This is a genomic window from Streptomyces sp. SS1-1, from assembly GCF_008973465.1.
Classification (GTDB): domain Bacteria; phylum Actinomycetota; class Actinomycetes; order Streptomycetales; family Streptomycetaceae; genus Streptomyces.
Genome location: NZ_WBXN01000004.1, coordinates 2,957,032 through 2,972,704, shown reverse-complemented (window position 1 = coordinate 2,972,704; position 15,673 = coordinate 2,957,032). Strand labels below are relative to the sequence as shown.

17 protein-coding genes are annotated in these 15,673 nt (G+C 72.9%); 7 read left to right on the top strand and 10 right to left on the bottom strand.

The window, feature by feature from the left end; all coding sequences use genetic code 11:
- Positions 1-185: 185 nt before the first annotated feature.
- Positions 186-1,079 carry a Bax inhibitor-1/YccA family membrane protein gene (locus F8R89_RS14655; protein ID WP_151784396.1) on the top strand — a complete coding sequence of 298 codons (894 nt, stop codon included), beginning with the start codon at positions 186-188 and terminating at the stop codon, positions 1,077-1,079.
- 88 nt (positions 1,080-1,167) lie between these two features.
- Here F8R89_RS14655 and F8R89_RS14650 read toward each other — a convergent pair whose 3' ends face one another.
- Positions 1,168-1,398 carry a DUF4287 domain-containing protein gene (locus F8R89_RS14650; RefSeq protein ID WP_037888320.1) on the bottom strand — a complete coding sequence of 77 codons (231 nt, stop codon included), beginning with the start codon at positions 1,396-1,398 and terminating at the stop codon, positions 1,168-1,170.
- A gap of 102 nt (positions 1,399-1,500) precedes the next feature.
- Between F8R89_RS14650 and F8R89_RS14645 the strand changes: the two genes are divergently transcribed.
- Positions 1,501-1,812: a hypothetical protein gene (locus tag F8R89_RS14645; RefSeq protein ID WP_225994396.1), complete on the top strand. Its 312-nt coding sequence runs from the start codon at positions 1,501-1,503 to the stop codon at positions 1,810-1,812.
- A gap of 19 nt (positions 1,813-1,831) precedes the next feature.
- Here F8R89_RS14645 and F8R89_RS14640 read toward each other — a convergent pair whose 3' ends face one another.
- The 3 genes from F8R89_RS14640 to F8R89_RS14630 all read right to left on the bottom strand — a co-directional run bounded on the left by F8R89_RS14640 (position 1,832) and on the right by F8R89_RS14630 (position 5,395).
- Positions 1,832-2,644 (bottom strand): hypothetical protein, encoded by an 813-nt coding sequence (locus F8R89_RS14640; RefSeq protein WP_151784395.1) that lies wholly within the window; start codon positions 2,642-2,644, stop codon positions 1,832-1,834.
- Between the two features lie 283 nt (positions 2,645-2,927).
- Positions 2,928-4,148: an acetyl-CoA C-acetyltransferase gene (locus F8R89_RS14635; protein ID WP_151784394.1), complete on the bottom strand. Its 1,221-nt coding sequence runs from the start codon at positions 4,146-4,148 to the stop codon at positions 2,928-2,930.
- 206 nt (positions 4,149-4,354) lie between these two features.
- Positions 4,355-5,395 (bottom strand): SGNH/GDSL hydrolase family protein, encoded by a 1,041-nt coding sequence (locus tag F8R89_RS14630; protein WP_151784393.1) that lies wholly within the window; start codon positions 5,393-5,395, stop codon positions 4,355-4,357.
- Positions 5,396-5,554: 159 nt separating this feature from the next.
- Here F8R89_RS14630 and F8R89_RS14625 point away from each other — a divergent pair, with 159 nt between their 5' ends.
- Positions 5,555-6,943, top strand: coding sequence for a cystathionine beta-synthase (locus F8R89_RS14625; RefSeq protein WP_151784392.1), 1,389 nt, complete (start codon positions 5,555-5,557; stop codon positions 6,941-6,943).
- 329 nt (positions 6,944-7,272) lie between these two features.
- Here the strand turns inward: F8R89_RS14625 and F8R89_RS14620 are convergent, their stop codons facing one another.
- Entirely contained in the window at positions 7,273-7,704 is a 432-nt protein-coding gene (locus tag F8R89_RS14620; protein ID WP_192806366.1) for a hypothetical protein, read from the bottom strand.
- A gap of 321 nt (positions 7,705-8,025) precedes the next feature.
- Between F8R89_RS14620 and F8R89_RS14615 the strand changes: the two genes are divergently transcribed.
- From F8R89_RS14615 to F8R89_RS14600, 4 genes are all read left to right on the top strand, one after another.
- Positions 8,026-8,526, top strand: a complete 501-nt coding sequence (locus F8R89_RS14615; RefSeq protein WP_151784390.1) for a hypothetical protein — start codon at positions 8,026-8,028, stop codon at positions 8,524-8,526.
- A 211-nt stretch (positions 8,527-8,737) separates the two neighbouring features.
- A complete protein-coding gene (locus F8R89_RS14610) occupies positions 8,738-10,255 on the top strand; it encodes an aromatic amino acid ammonia-lyase (RefSeq protein ID WP_151784389.1) in 1,518 nt (505 codons plus the stop codon).
- Positions 10,252-11,112 carry a MurR/RpiR family transcriptional regulator gene (locus tag F8R89_RS14605; RefSeq protein WP_151784388.1) on the top strand — a complete coding sequence of 287 codons (861 nt, stop codon included), beginning with the start codon at positions 10,252-10,254 and terminating at the stop codon, positions 11,110-11,112. Before F8R89_RS14610 ends, F8R89_RS14605 begins: the two co-directional genes overlap by 4 nt.
- A 149-nt stretch (positions 11,113-11,261) precedes the next feature.
- Positions 11,262-11,816: a hypothetical protein gene (locus tag F8R89_RS14600; protein ID WP_225994395.1), complete on the top strand. Its 555-nt coding sequence runs from the start codon at positions 11,262-11,264 to the stop codon at positions 11,814-11,816.
- Between the two features lie 19 nt (positions 11,817-11,835).
- On the opposite strand, the gene F8R89_RS14595 is transcribed toward F8R89_RS14600, so the two are convergent.
- The 5 genes from F8R89_RS14595 to F8R89_RS14575 form a co-directional block, all read right to left on the bottom strand.
- Positions 11,836-12,210, bottom strand: a complete 375-nt coding sequence (locus F8R89_RS14595) for a hypothetical protein (protein ID WP_151784386.1) — start codon at positions 12,208-12,210, stop codon at positions 11,836-11,838.
- 14 nt (positions 12,211-12,224) lie between these two features.
- Positions 12,225-12,722, bottom strand: coding sequence for a roadblock/LC7 domain-containing protein (locus F8R89_RS14590; RefSeq protein WP_151784385.1), 498 nt, complete (start codon positions 12,720-12,722; stop codon positions 12,225-12,227).
- Between the two features lie 82 nt (positions 12,723-12,804).
- Entirely contained in the window at positions 12,805-13,596 is a 792-nt protein-coding gene (locus F8R89_RS14585) for a transcriptional regulator (protein WP_151784384.1), read from the bottom strand.
- On the bottom strand, positions 13,593-13,985 hold the full coding sequence (locus tag F8R89_RS14580; protein ID WP_055624228.1) for a hypothetical protein: 393 nt from the start codon (positions 13,983-13,985) through the stop codon (positions 13,593-13,595). Before F8R89_RS14580 ends, F8R89_RS14585 begins: the two co-directional genes overlap by 4 nt.
- A 180-nt stretch (positions 13,986-14,165) precedes the next feature.
- Positions 14,166-15,659 (bottom strand): diaminopimelate decarboxylase, encoded by a 1,494-nt coding sequence (locus F8R89_RS14575; protein ID WP_151784383.1) that lies wholly within the window; start codon positions 15,657-15,659, stop codon positions 14,166-14,168.
- Positions 15,660-15,673 lie beyond the last annotated feature (14 nt).

Here is a 15,673-nt window from a genome sequence, read left to right as displayed (position 1 = left end):
CGTCAGGTTCCGGGCGCGTTCCAGTCTGGTCATGAACGCTCCCGGTCATGGCCGGGAATCACCCGGACGCGTAGCGTGTTGGCCAGCACGAAGAGGGAAAGATCCTCCCCAGGTATTAGGGTCGATCCTTTGCCAATCCATTACTCTTGAGCCAAGGCCGCGCACGGTGGCCATGGAGGAGTGAAATGAGGAGCAGCAACCCGGTCTTCTCGCGACGGGGGTTCAGCCGCGACAACGGCTACGCGGGCTTCAACGCCGCGCCGCAGGCCGGGGGCGCCGCTGTCGGCACGCAGGGCAACCCCTACGCCCAGCCGCAGGCCGGCAACCCGTACGCGCAGAACCCCTACGCGCAGCAGGACCTTCAGTACGGGGCGCCGCAGGCCCCCGCCACGACCGGCCGCATGACGATGGACGACGTCCTCATGCGCACCGGCACCACGCTCGGCGTGCTGATCGTCACGGCGGCCCTCGCCTGGGCGACGCTGCCCGTCGACGACGCGAACATCAGCCGTTCGTACGGCATCGCCATCGGCGCCGGCCTCATCGGCATGGTGCTGGGGCTCGTCCAGTCCTTCAAGCGCAAGGCCTCGCCCGCGCTGATCCTGGCGTACGCCGCGTTCGAGGGCGTGTTCCTCGGCGTCGTCTCCAGCGTCGTGGACAACCGCATCGCCAGCGGTGCGGCCATGCAGGCGGTGCTCGGCACCATGGCGGTCTTCGCCGCGGTCCTGGTGGCCTACAAGGCCGGCTGGATCCGGGTGAACCGGCGCTTCGTCGGTTTCGTGATGGCGGCCGCGCTCGGCTTCATCGTCCTGATGGCCATCAACCTGCTGTTCGCCGTGTTCGGCGGCGGTGACGGCCTCGGCTTCCGCAGCGGCCCGCTCGGCATCCTCTTCGGTGTCATCGGCATCCTGCTCGGCGCCTGCTTCCTCGCCCTGGACTTCAAGCAGGTCGAGGACGGCATCGCCTACGGCGCTCCGCGCGAGGAGTCCTGGCTGGCGGCCTTCGGCCTCACGCTGACGCTGGTCTGGATCTACATGGAGTTCCTGCGTCTCATCGCGATCCTCAACAGCAGCGACTGATCACGCACGGTCGTACGCCGAAGGGCCCCGGGTTCCCACCCGGGGCCCTTCGCGTGTCGTGGCGCGCATGTGTGCCCGGCCTGCGGCCTCAGAGCAGTTTGCGCGCGGCCCTCCTCAGGTCGTACTCATGGATGATCGCCTTCGCGTGGCCGTACGCGAGGTTGTGCTCGTGGCGGAGCCAGCTGACCTTCTCCTCGAAGTTGAAGAGAGCGGGGCCTTCTTCGACGGCACGGAGCCAGTCGGACACTTCACGACCGGTGCAATGGGGGATGCGGGCGAGCAGGTTGCGATGGGTCTCCTCGGAGAAGACTTGGGACATCGGCGCCTCCGAACGCAGGGGATGTAAGCCGGTCCTTCAGGTCACCGTGCCTGAGCGTCAGCCCGTTGGCAACAGTCCCGCCGCGGCGCGTAGGTTGGGTCCGTGGTTGATACGACGCCCCTGACCCGTGCCGTGGATCACTTCGCCGATCGTCTGAGGGCCGCCCCGCAGAGCCGGTTGCAGCGCTCGGCGGCGAGCGAAGCCCTGAGCCTGGCCCGGGAGTTGTCCCGGCGGGCGCAGCTGCTGGAGGAACCGGGGTCCGAGCCCCGGGAGATGCCGGACGCCGGCATGTTCGCCGCGGCGGACCAGATCACCGTCGCCGTGCACGACCTGGCCGTCGTCCTGACGGCCGACGACGAGGTCGAGGACGCGGTACGGCTGGTGGAGGAGGCGCAGAAGCGCGCCGGGGTCTGAGCGGCCCCGGACCGCCCGGCTACAGGGACGCTATGACCCGGTCGGCCAGGATGTAGACGTTCTCGTCACCGCAGGCGAAGGTCAGCGTGTACGCCCCGGAGATGCCCGAGCCGCCCAGCAGGACCGGCGTCTCGCCGGCGCGCAGGGCCTCGGCCAGCCGCTCGGCCGTCTCGCGGTGACCCGGCGTCATGCACAGCGTGGTGCCGTCGGCGAACACGTACACGTCCAGCGTGCCCAGCGGGCCGGGGCGGACGTCCGTCAGCGCGATGGCCGAGGCGGCCAGGTCCTCCAGGGTGGCCACGGTGCGCTCGTGGTCGTTCACGACGGGCGACTGCACCGGGACGAAGTCCGGGTGGGAGGGGTGCCGGCGGCGGGCGGCGGCCAGCTCGGGCGACTCCGTCGGGGTGCCCGGCTGCACGAGGTCCTTGGAGGAGAACTCGTCGGCGTCGGCCGGCTCGGCGACCGGCTCGAGGTGGTCGAGGCCCGCGAGGTCGGCCTGCCGGGGCAGGAACAGCTCACTGTCGGCCAGGCCCAGCAGCGTGGGGCCGTCGGAGCCGTCCCGGGTTTCCTGCGCGGCCCAGAAGGCACGCGCCTCGGCCAGTTCCCGCTCCCGCTCCTCGGCGAGGGCTTCGGCGACGGCCGCGCGTATCTCGTCCGCGTCGGCGGAGAGCCGGGCCTGCGGGACACGGCCCGCGGCGGCGTTGCCCCGGGCGAGCTCGGCGTGCAGCGCCGCGACCTGCCCGCGCAGCACCAAGAGGGTGCGCAGGACGGCGACGCCCACGGCGCCGGTGGCGGCCGTGATGAGCAGCAGGGCGATCGGCATGGCGCTCACTGACGTACTCCCGGTTCAAAGTCGACCCCCGACTTCCTACATCAGCTTGAAGGGCGGACCATCCAGCTGTCAGTGCGTAACGTCACGAACCGGACAGGTCTTTGGCTCGGGGGGCGGGTGGTGCAACGGCTCTGAGCTGCGTGAATACCTCCAACGAGGGAGATAGGTCACATCCTGAGGGAGATTGGATCACAAATCGGCCCAGAACCAAGGGGTTTCCCGGGTTCTGGGCCGACGGCTCACACTCGGTCGTGAGGCGACTACGCAGGGGTCGCCGGCGGGGTCAGCTGAGGCGCTCGATGACCATGGCCATGCCCTGGCCACCGCCCACGCACATCGTCTCCAGACCGAACTGCTTGTCGTGGAACTGGAGGGAGTTGATGAGCGTGCCGGTGATGCGGGCCCCGGTCATGCCGAAGGGGTGGCCGACCGCGATGGCGCCGCCGTTGACGTTCAGCTTCTCCAGCGGGATGCCGAGGTCGCGGTAGGAGGGGATCACCTGCGCGGCGAACGCCTCGTTGATCTCGACCAGGTCGATGTCGTCGATGCCCAGACCGGCGCGGCGCAGCGCCTGCTGGGACGCCTCGACCGGGCCGAGGCCCATGATCTCGGGGGACAGGCCCGAGACGCCGGTGGAGACGATGCGGGCGAGCGGGGTGAGGCCGAGCTCGCGGGCCTTGGTGTCCGACATGATGACGACGGCGGCGGCGCCGTCGTTCAGCGGGCAGCAGTTGCCGGCGGTGACGAGGCCGTCGGGGCGGAAGACGGGCTTGAGGCCCTGCACGCCCTCCAGGGTGACGCCCGCGCGCGGGCCGTCGTCCTTGCTGACCACGGTGCCGTCGGGGAGGGTCACCGGGGTGATCTCGCGCTCCCAGAAGCCGTTCTTGATGGCTTCCTCGGCGAGGTTCTGCGAGCGGACGCCGAACTCGTCCATGTCCTGGCGGGTGACGCCCTTCCAGCGGGCCAGGTTCTCGGCGGTCTGGCCCATCGCGATGTAGGCGTCCGGCACGAGGCCGTCCTCGCGCGGGTCGTGCCAGGTGGTGCCCTCCTGCTGGGCGACCTCGGCGGTGCGGGCCTCGGCCTCGGCGAAGAACGGGTTGTGCGTGTCGGGCAGCGAGTCGGAGTTGCCCTTGGTGAAGCGGGAGACCATCTCGACACCGGCCGAGATGAAGACGTCGCCCTCACCGGCCTTGATGGCGTGCAGGGCCATGCGGCTCGTCTGCAGCGACGAGGAACAGTAACGGGTGATCGTGCAGCCCGGCAGGTGGTCCATGCCCATCTGCACGGCGACGATCCGGCCGAGGTTGTTGCCCTGCTCACCACCGGGCAGGCCGCAGCCGAGCATCAGGTCGTCGATGTCGCGCGGGTCCAGCTCGGGCACCTTGGCCAGGGCGGCCTGGATGATCGTGGCGGTGAGGTCGTCGGGACGGAGGTCCTTCAGGGAGCCCTTGAAGGCGCGGCCGATGGGGGAGCGGGCGGTCGAGACGATGACGGCTTCGGGCATCACGGCTCCAGTCGAAGGGCGCGGCGCGCGGCACCTCGTTGCGGGGGCGCCGGCGGAGGGTGCGCGTACCGGTGGGTCGGGCAGGGCTGTGAGGGAAGTTACCCGTCCGTACGCGGACGGTCACGGGTATCGGGGTGTGACCCTGACCGCAATTGTCTAAGCGCTTGCTTTGTGCGCTTGCTTTGTTTATCGCGCCACCGCGTGGCTCACGGAGCCTCCCGTACGCCCGCCGGGCCGGCCGGTGACGGCTCCGCCTCTCCCAGCCTGCGCCTGCGCCGGCGCTTCAGCAGCGCCCACGGTCCCTTCGGCCCGGTCGGCATCGCCGCCGTGACCTCCGTACCGGCCTCCGACGCGGCCTCGGCGGCGGCGCGCGCGACCGGCAGGAACCCCTCGCGGCGGGTGACGTCGGGACGCTCCTCGTCGGCGGGCCACAGGCCGAGCGCCGCGCACAGGGTCGGCAGCACCGCCATCGCCGCGGTCGCGTACCCCTCCGCGGAGGGGTGGTAGTGGTCGGGGCCGAACAGCTCGCGCGGGTTCGCCTCGAACTCCGGGCCCAGCAAGTCGCCCAGCGACACCGTGCGCCCGCCCTGCTCGACCACCCCGATCGTCTGGGCGGCGGCCAGCTGCCGCGAGGCCCGCCGGGCCAGCCAGCGCAGCGGCTGCTGCACCGGCTCGATGGTGCCCAGGTCGGGACAGGTGCCGACGACGACCTCCGCGCCGGCCGTGCGCAGCCGCCGGACCGCCGACGACAGATGCCGGACCGAACGTGTCGGCGGCATCCGGTGGGTGACGTCGTTGGCGCCGACCATGATCACGCAGATGTCGGGCGGCGCCGCGGAGTCCGCGAGCACCAGGGCCACCTGACGGTCGAGATCGTCCGAGCAGGCCCCCGGCAGCGCCACGTTCCGCAGCACCACCGGGCGTTCCGCCACCGCGGCCAGCCCCGACGCCAGCAGCGCCCCCGGGGTCTGCCCCGCCCGGTGCACGCCCTGCCCGGCGGCGGTCGAGTCGCCCAGCAGCGTCAGGCGCAGCGCGGTCCCACCCGGGGCGTCGTAGAGGCGGCCGTAGCGGCCGTCGGCGTTCGGGACGTGGTTCGTCGAGCCGTTGCCGACGTGGCGCCTGGCCATCCGCACCTCGGCGAGCAGCAGGCCGACGGTCGCCGCGCCCGCCAGACCGATACCGCCCCCGCCGTACGCGGCGCCCGCCGCGATCCGTCGGGCCACCCGTGCCCTGGACATGCTCGTCATGCGTCGCCGCCACCTCCTCGTAGCCGTACATCAACTGCTTGCCCCGCACGGACGGTGGCCCAATCCCCACGGGGCGTGAACGACCTTCACGGGTCTCGTGCAGGCCATAGGCTGGCGGAACCACTACGACCGCATCTTTTGCAGCTACCGGAGACAACGGTGCATTTCCACGACTCGATGATCAGCCTCGTCGGCAACACCCCGCTGGTGAGGCTCAACCACGTGACCAAGGGCATCCAGGCCACCGTCCTGGCCAAGGTCGAGTACTTCAACCCGGGCGGCTCCGTGAAGGACCGCATCGCCCTGCGCATGATCGAGGCGGCGGAGCAGAGCGGTGAGCTGAAGCCCGGGGGCACCATCGTCGAGCCCACCAGCGGCAACACCGGTGTCGGGCTGGCCATCGTGGCCCAGCAGAAGGGGTACAAGTGCATCTTCGTGTGCCCCGACAAGGTGAGCACCGACAAGATCAACGTGCTGCGCGCGTACGGCGCCGAGGTCGTGGTCTGCCCGACCGCCGTCGACCCCGAGCACCCCGACTCGTACTACAACGTCTCCGACCGGCTGGTGCGCGAGACGCCCGGGGCGTGGAAGCCGGACCAGTACTCCAACCCGAACAACCCGCTCTCCCACTACCACTCGACCGGCCCCGAACTGTGGGAGCAGACCGAGGGGAAGATCACCCACTTCGTGGCGGGCGTCGGCACCGGCGGCACCATCTCCGGCACCGGCCGCTATCTGAAGGACGTCAGCGACGGCAAGGTGAAGGTCATCGGCGCCGACCCCGAGGGCTCGGTGTACTCCGGCGGTTCCGGCCGGCCGTACCTGGTCGAGGGCGTCGGTGAGGACTTCTGGCCCACCGCCTACGACCGGACCGTCGCCGACGAGATCGTGCCGGTGTCCGACAAGGACTCCTTCCAGATGACCCGGCGCCTCGCCAAGGAGGAGGGTCTGCTCGTCGGCGGCTCCTGCGGCATGGCGGTCGTCGGCGCGCTGCGCGTGGCCGAGCGGCTCGGCCCGGACGACGTGGTGGTCGTGCTCCTGCCCGACAGCGGCCGCGGCTACCTGTCGAAGATCTTCAACGACGAGTGGATGGCCGACTACGGCTTCCTGGAGGACGAGGGCCCGAACGCCCGCGTCGCCGACGTCCTCAACGACAAGGAGCACGGCGCCATCCCGTCCCTCGTCCACATGCACCCCGACGAGACGGTCGGCGAGGCCATCGAGGTGCTGCGCGAGTACGGCGTCTCGCAGATGCCGATCGTGAAGCCGGGCGCCGGTCACCCCGACGTGATGGCCGCCGAGGTCGTGGGCTCCGTCGTGGAGCGCGAGCTGCTGGACGCCCTCTTCACCAAGAAGGCCTCGCTGGAGGACCCGCTGGAGAAGCACATGTCGGCCCCGCTGCCGCAGGTCGGCTCCGGCGAGCCGGTCGCGGACCTCATGCAGGTCCTGGGCACCGCGGACGCCGCGATCGTGCTCGTCGAGGGCAAGCCGACCGGGGTCATCAGCCGGCAGGACCTGCTGGCCTTCCTGGCCAAGGGCGGGAAGTAGCGGCGAATCCACGGTGAACGGGCCCGGCCTGCGGCGAACATCCGGCGGCCGGCGGCCCTGGCCGTCGCCGAAGTGGTACGAGCGTGTCACGTCCGCGCAGCACACGCTTAACACGCGTCCGGCACATTGATGGGTGTCGGCAGGCGGGCGGGAGCGGCTCCCCGCCCGAGCCGGCACCGAACGTCCAAGGACCTCCGGAGCGGCTCCCGGACCTCCATGGACGCCCGGACGTCGAGACCTGGCCCTGACCCGGCCGACGTCCCTCGCGGGGACCGCCGTCGTCCCGCCCCCCGGTGACGGGGGTGCGGCGGTCCCCGCGCATAAACCTCTCAGTCCTCCCAGGCGTCGTCGCCCTTGCCGGACCCGTGGCGCCGGCCCCGGAACAGCCCCGGGTTGGTGCGCACGACCTGGGCGACGTTCACGCCGACGATCCCCGCCCAGGCGACCAGCAGCCCCGGCAGATGGGCGATGCCGCCGCCGATGGCCGACAGCGGGATCGCCAGGACCAGCGAGACGATGCCGAAGCCGAAGCGCTCGCCCCAGCTGTCCGTGGCCCGGGACGACCGCGCGCCCCGGGCCGCGGTCATCTGCTGCTCGGCCTGCTGCCGCCGGAGCCGGCGCTCGACCGCGCCGTCGATGCGCTGGTCGACCTTCTCCAGGAACGAGTCGACCAGCGCGGACTCGTACTCCTCGCCGAGCTCCCTGCGGGCCTGCAGCGTCGCGTCGAGTTCCTTCTTGAGCTCGGGGCCCTGCGCGTCCATTGCCGTCATACGCCCACGGTAGGGAGCGCCGGGCCCCCCACGCACTGGGGACAACCCCCGTTTCCCACCGGGGGAAGCCCCGCCCGCCGACCGGGCGGCCGCCGTGCGCGCAGCACGCATTGCTATCGTCCGTCGTCGGTCACCGGGAAGGAGATCCCCATGACGCGCTCCACAGCAGGGATCCCACCGGGGGTTACCGCTTCTGGTTCGAGACTGGTGAGTCGCGTTGCGCGCGGAGCCGGATGGACGGCGGCCGTCGCCGGGCTGGTGCTTGTCGCCGGCTGCGCAGACGCCGATGGACGCCCCACCCGATCCGCCGCCGTGCCCTCGACGCAGGCGCCCTTCGGGCAGGACACCGTACGCCGGGAGATGGAGGCCGCCGTCGTGGCGGCCGGTCTCCCCGGGGGAGAGACCGAAGCGGGCTATCCGAAGCCCCGCCACCAGGCCGGAGCGGCGGCCACGGAGAAGGCGCGGAAGGTGGCAGCCCTCGCGGCCCGGCTGTCACCCTGTGTCGTCACCTGGTCGTCCGACGACGCCACCGGTGCCTCCGAGGCAACCGCTGCGAAGGCCCGTCGGCAGTTCGCCGCCATGCTGGCCGACCTGGGCGCCCACGGCTGGAAGGAGACGACGCCCACCGAGGACGTGCCGACGAAGAACGGCGGTGTCTACGTCATGGCCACGTACAAGAAGCGGGGCTGGATCCTGAACGCCCGGCACAGCAGCATGGGCCCTTGGGTCGAATCCACCGCCATGGCGACGAAGGCGTCCTGTTTCGACAGCCTCACCGACGAAGAGACCTCCGTCCTCGAGGACGTCGACTGACATACGGTGCCGCGCGTGCCGTTCGAGGCCGTAGCCGCCGATACTCGCGGCAGCACTGTCGGCACCTGGACCTGCCCCGCGCGCAACGACATGCAGCCGCATCGCGCCGGCCGGACGCACAGGCCGCGACCCGAGCCGTCCCTTGCCCGCCTGCATAGTGTCATGCAGAGTTCTTCCTAGCTGAATAGCGGCGTGAGGGGAGTGCTGGTCGATGGGGTCGCGGTGCGTGGATCTGCCGGGTGTCCCGTCCCCCCGGCGCGCCGGGCCGGTCGTCCTCGACGGGGCCGGGCTCGGCGTGGAGGACGTCGTGCGCCTCGCCGACGGCGCCGCGCGGCCGGTGCCCGCGCCCGAGGCGCTCAAGCGGGCCGAGGTGTCCTGGGACGCCGCCCGCCTCATCGCCGCGACCGGCCGGGTCTACGGCCGTTCCACCGGGGTCGGCGCCAACCGCAACGAACCCGTGCCCACCGAGGCCGCCGCCGGGCACGGGCTGCGGCTGCTGCGCAGCCACGCCGGTGCCATCGGCGCGGAGGTACCCGCCCGGCAGGTGCGCGCCATGCTCGCCATACGGGCCAACCAGCTGCTCGCGGGCGGTGCCGGACTGCGCCCCGCCGTCGTCACCGCCCTGTGCGAGGCACTGGAGAGCGGCGCCCACCCGGTCGTCAACGAGTTCGGCTCCGTCGGCACCGGCGACATCGCCGCCCTCGCCCAGGCCGGCCTCGCGCTCGCCGGAGAACAACCCTGGCGCGGCTCCGGGGCCCCCGCCCCGCTGCCGCTCGACAACAACGACGCCCTCGCGTTCATCAGCAGCAACGCCCTCACCCTCGGCCAGGCCGCCCTCGCCCTGCACGAGTTGCGCGGACTCGTCGGCGCCACCGAGGTCGTCGCCGCCCTCTCCCTGCTCGCCGTCGACGGCTCCCACGAGGCGTACGCCGCGCCCGTGCACGCCGCCCGGCCGCACCGGGGCAGCGCCGAGGTCGCCCGCCGGATGCGCCGGTTCATCGGCGCCGACGACCGGCCGACCCCGCCGCTCGGCCGCATCCAGGACCCGTACGGCTTCCGCTGCCTGCCCCAGATCCACGGCCCCGCGCACGACGCCGCCGACGCCCTGGAACACATCCTGACGGTGGAGATGAACGCCGCCGCCGAGAACCCCCTCATCTCCCCCGAGGACATGGCCGCCTACCACCACGGCGGCTTCTACCAGGCCCAGCTCGCCCTCGCCCTCGACCACTTCAGGCTCGCGCTCATGCAGGTCGCCCGGCTGTCGACGTCCCGGCTCTCGACCCTCAACGAACCGGCCTTCACCCGCCTGCGCCCGTTCCTCGCCGACTCCGCGCCCGCCGCGTCCGGCGTGATGATCCTGGAGTACGCCGCCGGGGCCGCCCTCGGCGATCTGCGCGCGTTCTCCGCCCCCGCCTCCCTCGGGCACGCTGTACTCTCCCGGGGCGTGGAGGAGCAGGCCAGCTTCGCCTCGCTCGCCGCCCGGCAGACACTGCGCGCGTGCGACGCGTACCGTCTCGTCGTCGGCTGCGAACTCGTCTCCGCCGTAAGGGCGTTGCGCCAGCGCGAGCTGCGGCCCGACCCCGCGCTGCCGGCGGGCCGGGCGCTGGCGCTGGCGGAGACGGTGCTCGACGACGACCCGGCCGACCGTCCGCTCACCGGCGACGTGACCGCGGCGGCGGCCCTGCTCGACCGGTTCACCGACCTCTGGAGGGGAAGCGCGGCATGAGCGCCGACAGGAACACGACCGGGACGGACGGCCCCGCCGCGCGGCTCCAGACCCTGTTCGAGGGGCACCGGCTGACACCGACCCAGCGGCGCATCGCGCACAGCATGGTGCGCCGGGCCGCCGACGTGCCGTTCCTGTCCAGTGTGGAGCTGGCCGAACTGGCCGGCGTCAGCCAGCCGTCCGTGACCCGCTTCGCCGTCGCCCTCGGCTTCGACGGCTACCCGGCGCTGCGCCGGCACCTGCGCGAGGTCGCGCCCGCCGAGCCCGCGCCGGACACCGGCTCGTACAACGAGTACCAGCAGGCCGTCGAGGCGGAGATCGAGAACCTGCGGCACCTGGCCGAGGCGCTCGCCGACCCGCGTCCCGTGCAGCGCGCCGGACGCGTCCTCGCCGCCTCCCGTCCGCTGCCCGTCCTCGGGCTGCGCGCCGCCGCCGCCCAGGCGTACGGCTTCGCGTACTTCGCCGCCAAGGTGCACCCGGACGTCCGGCTGCTCGACGAGGGCGGCACCATGCTCCAGGACCGGATCGACGCCGCCGTCCGGGCCGGGGCGAGCGCCCTGCTCTGCTTCGCGCTGCCCCGGCACCCGCGCGAGGTCGTGGACACCCTGGCCTACGCCAAGGACGCCGGGCTGACCGTCGTCACCGTGGCGGACTCGGCGTTCGCGCCCGTCGCCCGCGCCTCCGACCTGCTGCTGCCCGCGGCCGTCGGCACCGGCCTCGCCTTCGACACCGCCTGCGCGCCGATGCTGCTGGGCCGGGTCCTGCTGGAGGCCATGTGCGACGACCTGCCGGACGCCCAGGCGCGGCTGGAGGAGTTCGACGCGCGGGCGGCGGCACGGGGGCTGTTCGTGGAGTGAACCCGTCCCCGTGTGCCAGGGGTTCTCAACTCGTGGGTTCTTAAGGCTCGTCTCACGTTGGCTGGCTAATCTGCCCGCCACGGACGTCTGGACGACCACGAGACGGGAGGCTGAACGTGGTGCGCGGTGGAGGACATGGGCTGGCTCGGGTGGCCGTCGTCGTACGGGCCGGGGCCGCGCCGCTGTGGTGGACCGGGGTGTGCGCGGCCGGTGTCGGCGCGTTGGTGCCGGGCCTGACGGGGCGCCGGATCGGCGCGCTAGCCGGGGCCGCGCTCTTCCTCGTGGCCCTCGCCGTCGTCGCTCTCGCCCGCCGCGGACGGTACGCCGCGCTGATCGGGTCGGCCGCGCGGGCCGCCAAGCAGGACGTGCTCCAGGACCGGGCGGTGAGCGTACGCGCCTGGCGCCGGGGCCACCGCTGGTGGCTGCTGCTCGCTCTCGCCGCCGCCGTGGCCTCCGCGTTCGCGGTGCCGGTGGCCGGCGGGCTGCTGCTGGCGGGCTGCGGGGCGGGGCTGTGGCTGAAGGCGGCCTGGGTGGGCCGCCGTGAGCTGGCCGGGGGCGTCCTGCTGTGGGTGCGGGTCGACTGGCTGGACGCCAGGGCCGGCCGCCCGGCCGGCAAGGCCGTGAAGGGCTTCCGCACCACCGGCATCGCCGCGGGCGACGCGGCCCCGGGCGGGGCCCGCCGCCGCACCGCGGCGCTGGTGTAGAGATCCTCCGGGGCGGTCTCTAGACCTCCAGCTCCTCCTCGATCTTCTTCAGCTGGTGCCGGGCCATGGCCAGGTTGGCGCGCTTGGCGTCGAGCACCAGGTACATGAAGAGACCGTTGCCACCGCGTCCGGTGATCAGCCGGATCAGGTGGTACTGGTCGCTGAGGGTGATCAGGATGTCCTCGATGCCGCCCTTGAGGCCGAGGTGCTCCATGGTGCGCATCTTGGCGCGGACGACGTCGGTGTTGCCCGCGGCGGCGACGTTCAGGTCGAACGTCTTGCTGCCGCCCAGGGTGCCGAGGGCCATTCCGCTGGTGTAGTCGACGAGCGCGACGCCGGTCGCCCCCTCGATCGACGCGAGGCATTCCTTCAGAGCGGTCTCGGTGTTGGCCATGACGTGGTGTCCTCTCAACTTTCGGTAGTGGTGCGCGCGTTCGCGGCGGTCCGCGCGGCGCGCGTGCTTCTCGTACGGGTGGGCATGGGTTTGGCGGGCTCCTTCGCGGAGCTCTTGGCCGGGGTCCGTTTCGGCAGGGCCGCGTCGGCGTCGACGAGTTCGCCGATGCGGGCGCCGGCGCGGCGGCCCTCCAGGTGCAGCCGGCCGACGTTGACGCCGTCCTCGGCGAGCAGCGTCAGCACGGCGGTGCGGCCGGCGGCGTAGGTGGCGACATAGCCGTCGGTGCCGCGCATGAGCAGTTCGCGGAAGTCGCCCCGGCCGGTCGCGTCCGTCACGCGCATGGCGACGCCGAGCGCCGCCGCGGTGAGCGCGGCCAGACCGTCCGGCTCGACGCCGGGGGTGTCGTGGGCGAGGACGAGGCCGTCGACGCCGGCCGCCAGGGCCCCGGTCAGCTGGGGCACCCGGGCTCTGAGCCGGCGGAACTCGTCGAGTAGAGCGGCCTCGGCCGCCATCAGTTTTCTCCTCTCGGCACGGGACCGCTGGGGCGGGCGGGGCAGCCCGTCCGCCGTGTCGCGGTCCTCGAAGGGTTTGCGGTCAAAGGGCCTCCAGCGCATCCCTGACCCTCTTCAGCAGCGCGACATAGGGATCGCCGGCGCCGTCGGACGGATGGTCCTGGTGGGGCGGTGTCCGCGCGCAGACGAGGCCCGCCGCGGCCAGCCGCCGCAGATGCACCAGGGTGTGGAAGGCGGGCCTGCCCAGCTCCCGCGCGATGTCCACGGCCTTGCGGACGCCGTCCACCCGGGCCAGGACGGCCGCCTGCCGGGACGGCACCGAGGGCGCCGCGACCGGGTCGGCCCGCACCAGCGGCGCGCCGTCGATCGCCGCGTCCGGCCAGATGGCGCGGAGCAGGGCGCGCCGGCGCAGCGTCTCGCGCTCCAGGTCGTCCACCGGCACCGGGTGCACGGCGGCGAGCCAGTGCGCGCCGCCGTACCGGAAGCGGCCGGGCGTGCTGCTCGGGGCGAGCGCGAAGTACGCCGCGTCGTACAGGGCGCTGACCTGGGCCAGCTCCAGCACGCCGGGGGTGATGCCGTGCCGCAGCAGATGGGCCTCGTCGGCGGTGTCCTCGGCGTCCCGCCACGCGGTGGCGTCGAGACCGCCGTGGGCCGTGAGCAGCGCGCCGAGGCTGGGGGCGAGCGGGCTCTCCGCGTGCACCACCCGGCCGTCGACGAGGTGGAGCGTGCCGTGCTCGCGGTGCAGGACGCCGGTGGCGCGCTCGTCCGCGAGCCGGGTCAGCATCGGGGAGACCACCCCCCGGGCCTCCCGGAGGGCCGCCTGCCGGTCCCGGACCGGCAGCCGGGGCGGCGGGGTGCCGGCGACGACGGTCATCCCAGCACCAGCCGTTCGGCCATCTCGCCGAGCCGGATGCGGGCCAGCGCGAGGTTGCCGTCCGAGCGGGCCAGCCACAGGTACAGGCACACGCTGCTGTCGAACGACGTCGGCACGAACCGCAGCACGTGGTAGCTGTCGCGGTTGCTGAGGATCACGTCCTCGACCGGGGGGTCCGCGGCGTCGCCGCCGTCCTCCGGGCCGAACGCCTGCTGCTCGGCGGCCAGCCGGGCCAGTTCCGCCGCCTCGGCGGCCGCCGTCTCGTGGTCACCTCCCGGGGGGTCGCCCACCGTGCCCAGGGCCAGTCCGCTCGTCCAGTCCACGAGCGCCGCCCCCCGGGCACCTGGCAGTCGCATCGTCTCCAGCAAGCACTCGTCGATTCCGGGCACCGTCGCTCCCCTCCCGCCTGGGGTCCGGCTGAGTGACCGCCAAACTACGCAACGTGTGTGCGGCGAGTGAGCGTTCGGGCATTTTCCGGTGGAACATGCGCGAAGTGGCTAGGGTGGGTCGACTGGGCACCCGCGCGGGGGAGTTGACCTCCCCTGTTCACAGGTCCCGCCCAGGGTGTGTCAACGGCGCCCGGGCTCGCCGATGGTGGTGAGCGCCTCGGCGTGCGCCCCTCCGGACTCGGCCACGATCTCCTCGACGGACTGCGGCTCCCGTACCGTCGCGAAGGCGACCTCCCCGTCCGCGCCGGCCGCGAAGCCGTACACGCCGGGCCGCGCCAGCGAGTTGTAGGCGTAGTGGTGCGCGAAGTAGTACGCGCCGGTGTCGAGCGCCGCCGCGTGATCGCCCTGCTCCAGCAGCGGCAGCGAGGCCCGCTCGGCCAGCAGGTCGCCGGAGAAGCAGGCCGGGCCGGCCACGTCCTGCGTCACGTCCGGTCCCTCCTTGGGGCGCCCCTTCGCGTCGTACGCGGCGATCCGCAGCGGCCAGCTGCCCGGCATGTACACCGTCCGCGTGGCGACCTGCACCCCCGCGTGCGTGATCGCGACCGGCCGACCGCCGGCGCTCTTGGCGTACTCGACGCGCGCCACGATCGTGCCGTGCTTGGCGACCAGGGACCGCCCGAACTCGGTGACCAGGCCGTAGCGGCCGTCGAACAGCCCCGGAACCGCCTCCGCGAGCAGGCGCGCGTACTGCGCGTAGGTCGGGGCGGTCGCGTCCGAGGCGAAGTTCACCGGCAGTCCGCCGCCGAGGTCGAGGGTGTCGATCTGCCGCCGCCCGACGGCCTCGTTGATCTCCTCCGCCAGCGCGTACGCCTCCGCCACCCCCTGGGCCATCAGGGAGAGCGGGATGCCCTGCGACCCGGTGTGCGTGTGCAGCCGGGTCAGCCACGGACGGTCCCGGTACGCCTGGACGACCCAGGCGCGCGCCCCCGGATCGCGCAGCGCCACCCCGAACTTCGAGGTGGGCGTGGCGGTCGACGTCGCCCCGATGGAACCCCCGCCGACCTGCGGGTTCACGCGCAGCCCGAGCGGGGAGCGAGGCGTGGTCCCACCTGGGCCGTGGGGCCGCATCAGGGCGTCCAGCCGCTTCAGCTCCTGCGGATTGTCGGCGTTCACGGCGATGCCCAGGGCGAGCGCCTGGCGCAGCTCGGCCGGGGTCTTCGCGGGCGAGTCCAGCACGGTGGCCTCCGGGCGCAGCCCGGCCGCGCGGGCCAGCGCCAGCTCGCCGGGGCTGGCCACCTCGGCGCCGATGCCCTCCTCGCCCAGCAGCCGCAGGACCGGCACCAGCGGGCACGCCTTGACGGCGAAGGCGTGCAGCACGGGGGTGCCGGGTGCCGTCACGGCGTCGAAGGCCGCTCGCAGCGCCGCCGCCGACTCCCGTATGCCCGTGACGTCGAGCAGGCCGACGACGGGGGAGTCGGGGCTGATCAGCCCCTGTTCCACGGCCGCCCGCACCGCCTCGTCCCGCCGTGCCGCCCGGCGTCCGTCGTGCGCCTCTGTCCCCGCTGCCTCGCCCACCGTGTCCTCCGTCTCCTCGTCGTCCGCACTCACGCGTCCAGCCAAACACCGACCGCGCGCCCCTGCTGGCGCACGAATGTATTGACTAGCTCTATTCATGAAGCCAGGATGTG

Coding starts and splice junctions, on each gene's coding strand:
- F8R89_RS14605 (WP_151784388.1), top strand. CDS start 10,252: ATGAGCGCCGACAGGAACACGACCGGGACGGACGGCCCCGCCGCGCGG.
- F8R89_RS14610 (WP_151784389.1), top strand. CDS start 8,738: ATGGGGTCGCGGTGCGTGGATCTGCCGGGTGTCCCGTCCCCCCGGCGC.
- F8R89_RS14630 (WP_151784393.1), bottom strand. CDS start 5,395: ATGACGAGCATGTCCAGGGCACGGGTGGCCCGACGGATCGCGGCGGGC.
- F8R89_RS14620 (WP_192806366.1), bottom strand. CDS start 7,704: ATGGACGCGCAGGGCCCCGAGCTCAAGAAGGAACTCGACGCGACGCTG.
- F8R89_RS14585 (WP_151784384.1), bottom strand. CDS start 13,596: ATGACCGTCGTCGCCGGCACCCCGCCGCCCCGGCTGCCGGTCCGGGAC.
- F8R89_RS14590 (WP_151784385.1), bottom strand. CDS start 12,722: ATGGCGGCCGAGGCCGCTCTACTCGACGAGTTCCGCCGGCTCAGAGCC.
- F8R89_RS14655 (WP_151784396.1), top strand. CDS start 186: ATGAGGAGCAGCAACCCGGTCTTCTCGCGACGGGGGTTCAGCCGCGAC.
- F8R89_RS14635 (WP_151784394.1), bottom strand. CDS start 4,148: ATGCCCGAAGCCGTCATCGTCTCGACCGCCCGCTCCCCCATCGGCCGC.
- F8R89_RS14595 (WP_151784386.1), bottom strand. CDS start 12,210: ATGGCCAACACCGAGACCGCTCTGAAGGAATGCCTCGCGTCGATCGAG.
- F8R89_RS14575 (WP_151784383.1), bottom strand. CDS start 15,659: ATGAATAGAGCTAGTCAATACATTCGTGCGCCAGCAGGGGCGCGCGGT.
- F8R89_RS14650 (WP_037888320.1), bottom strand. CDS start 1,398: ATGTCCCAAGTCTTCTCCGAGGAGACCCATCGCAACCTGCTCGCCCGC.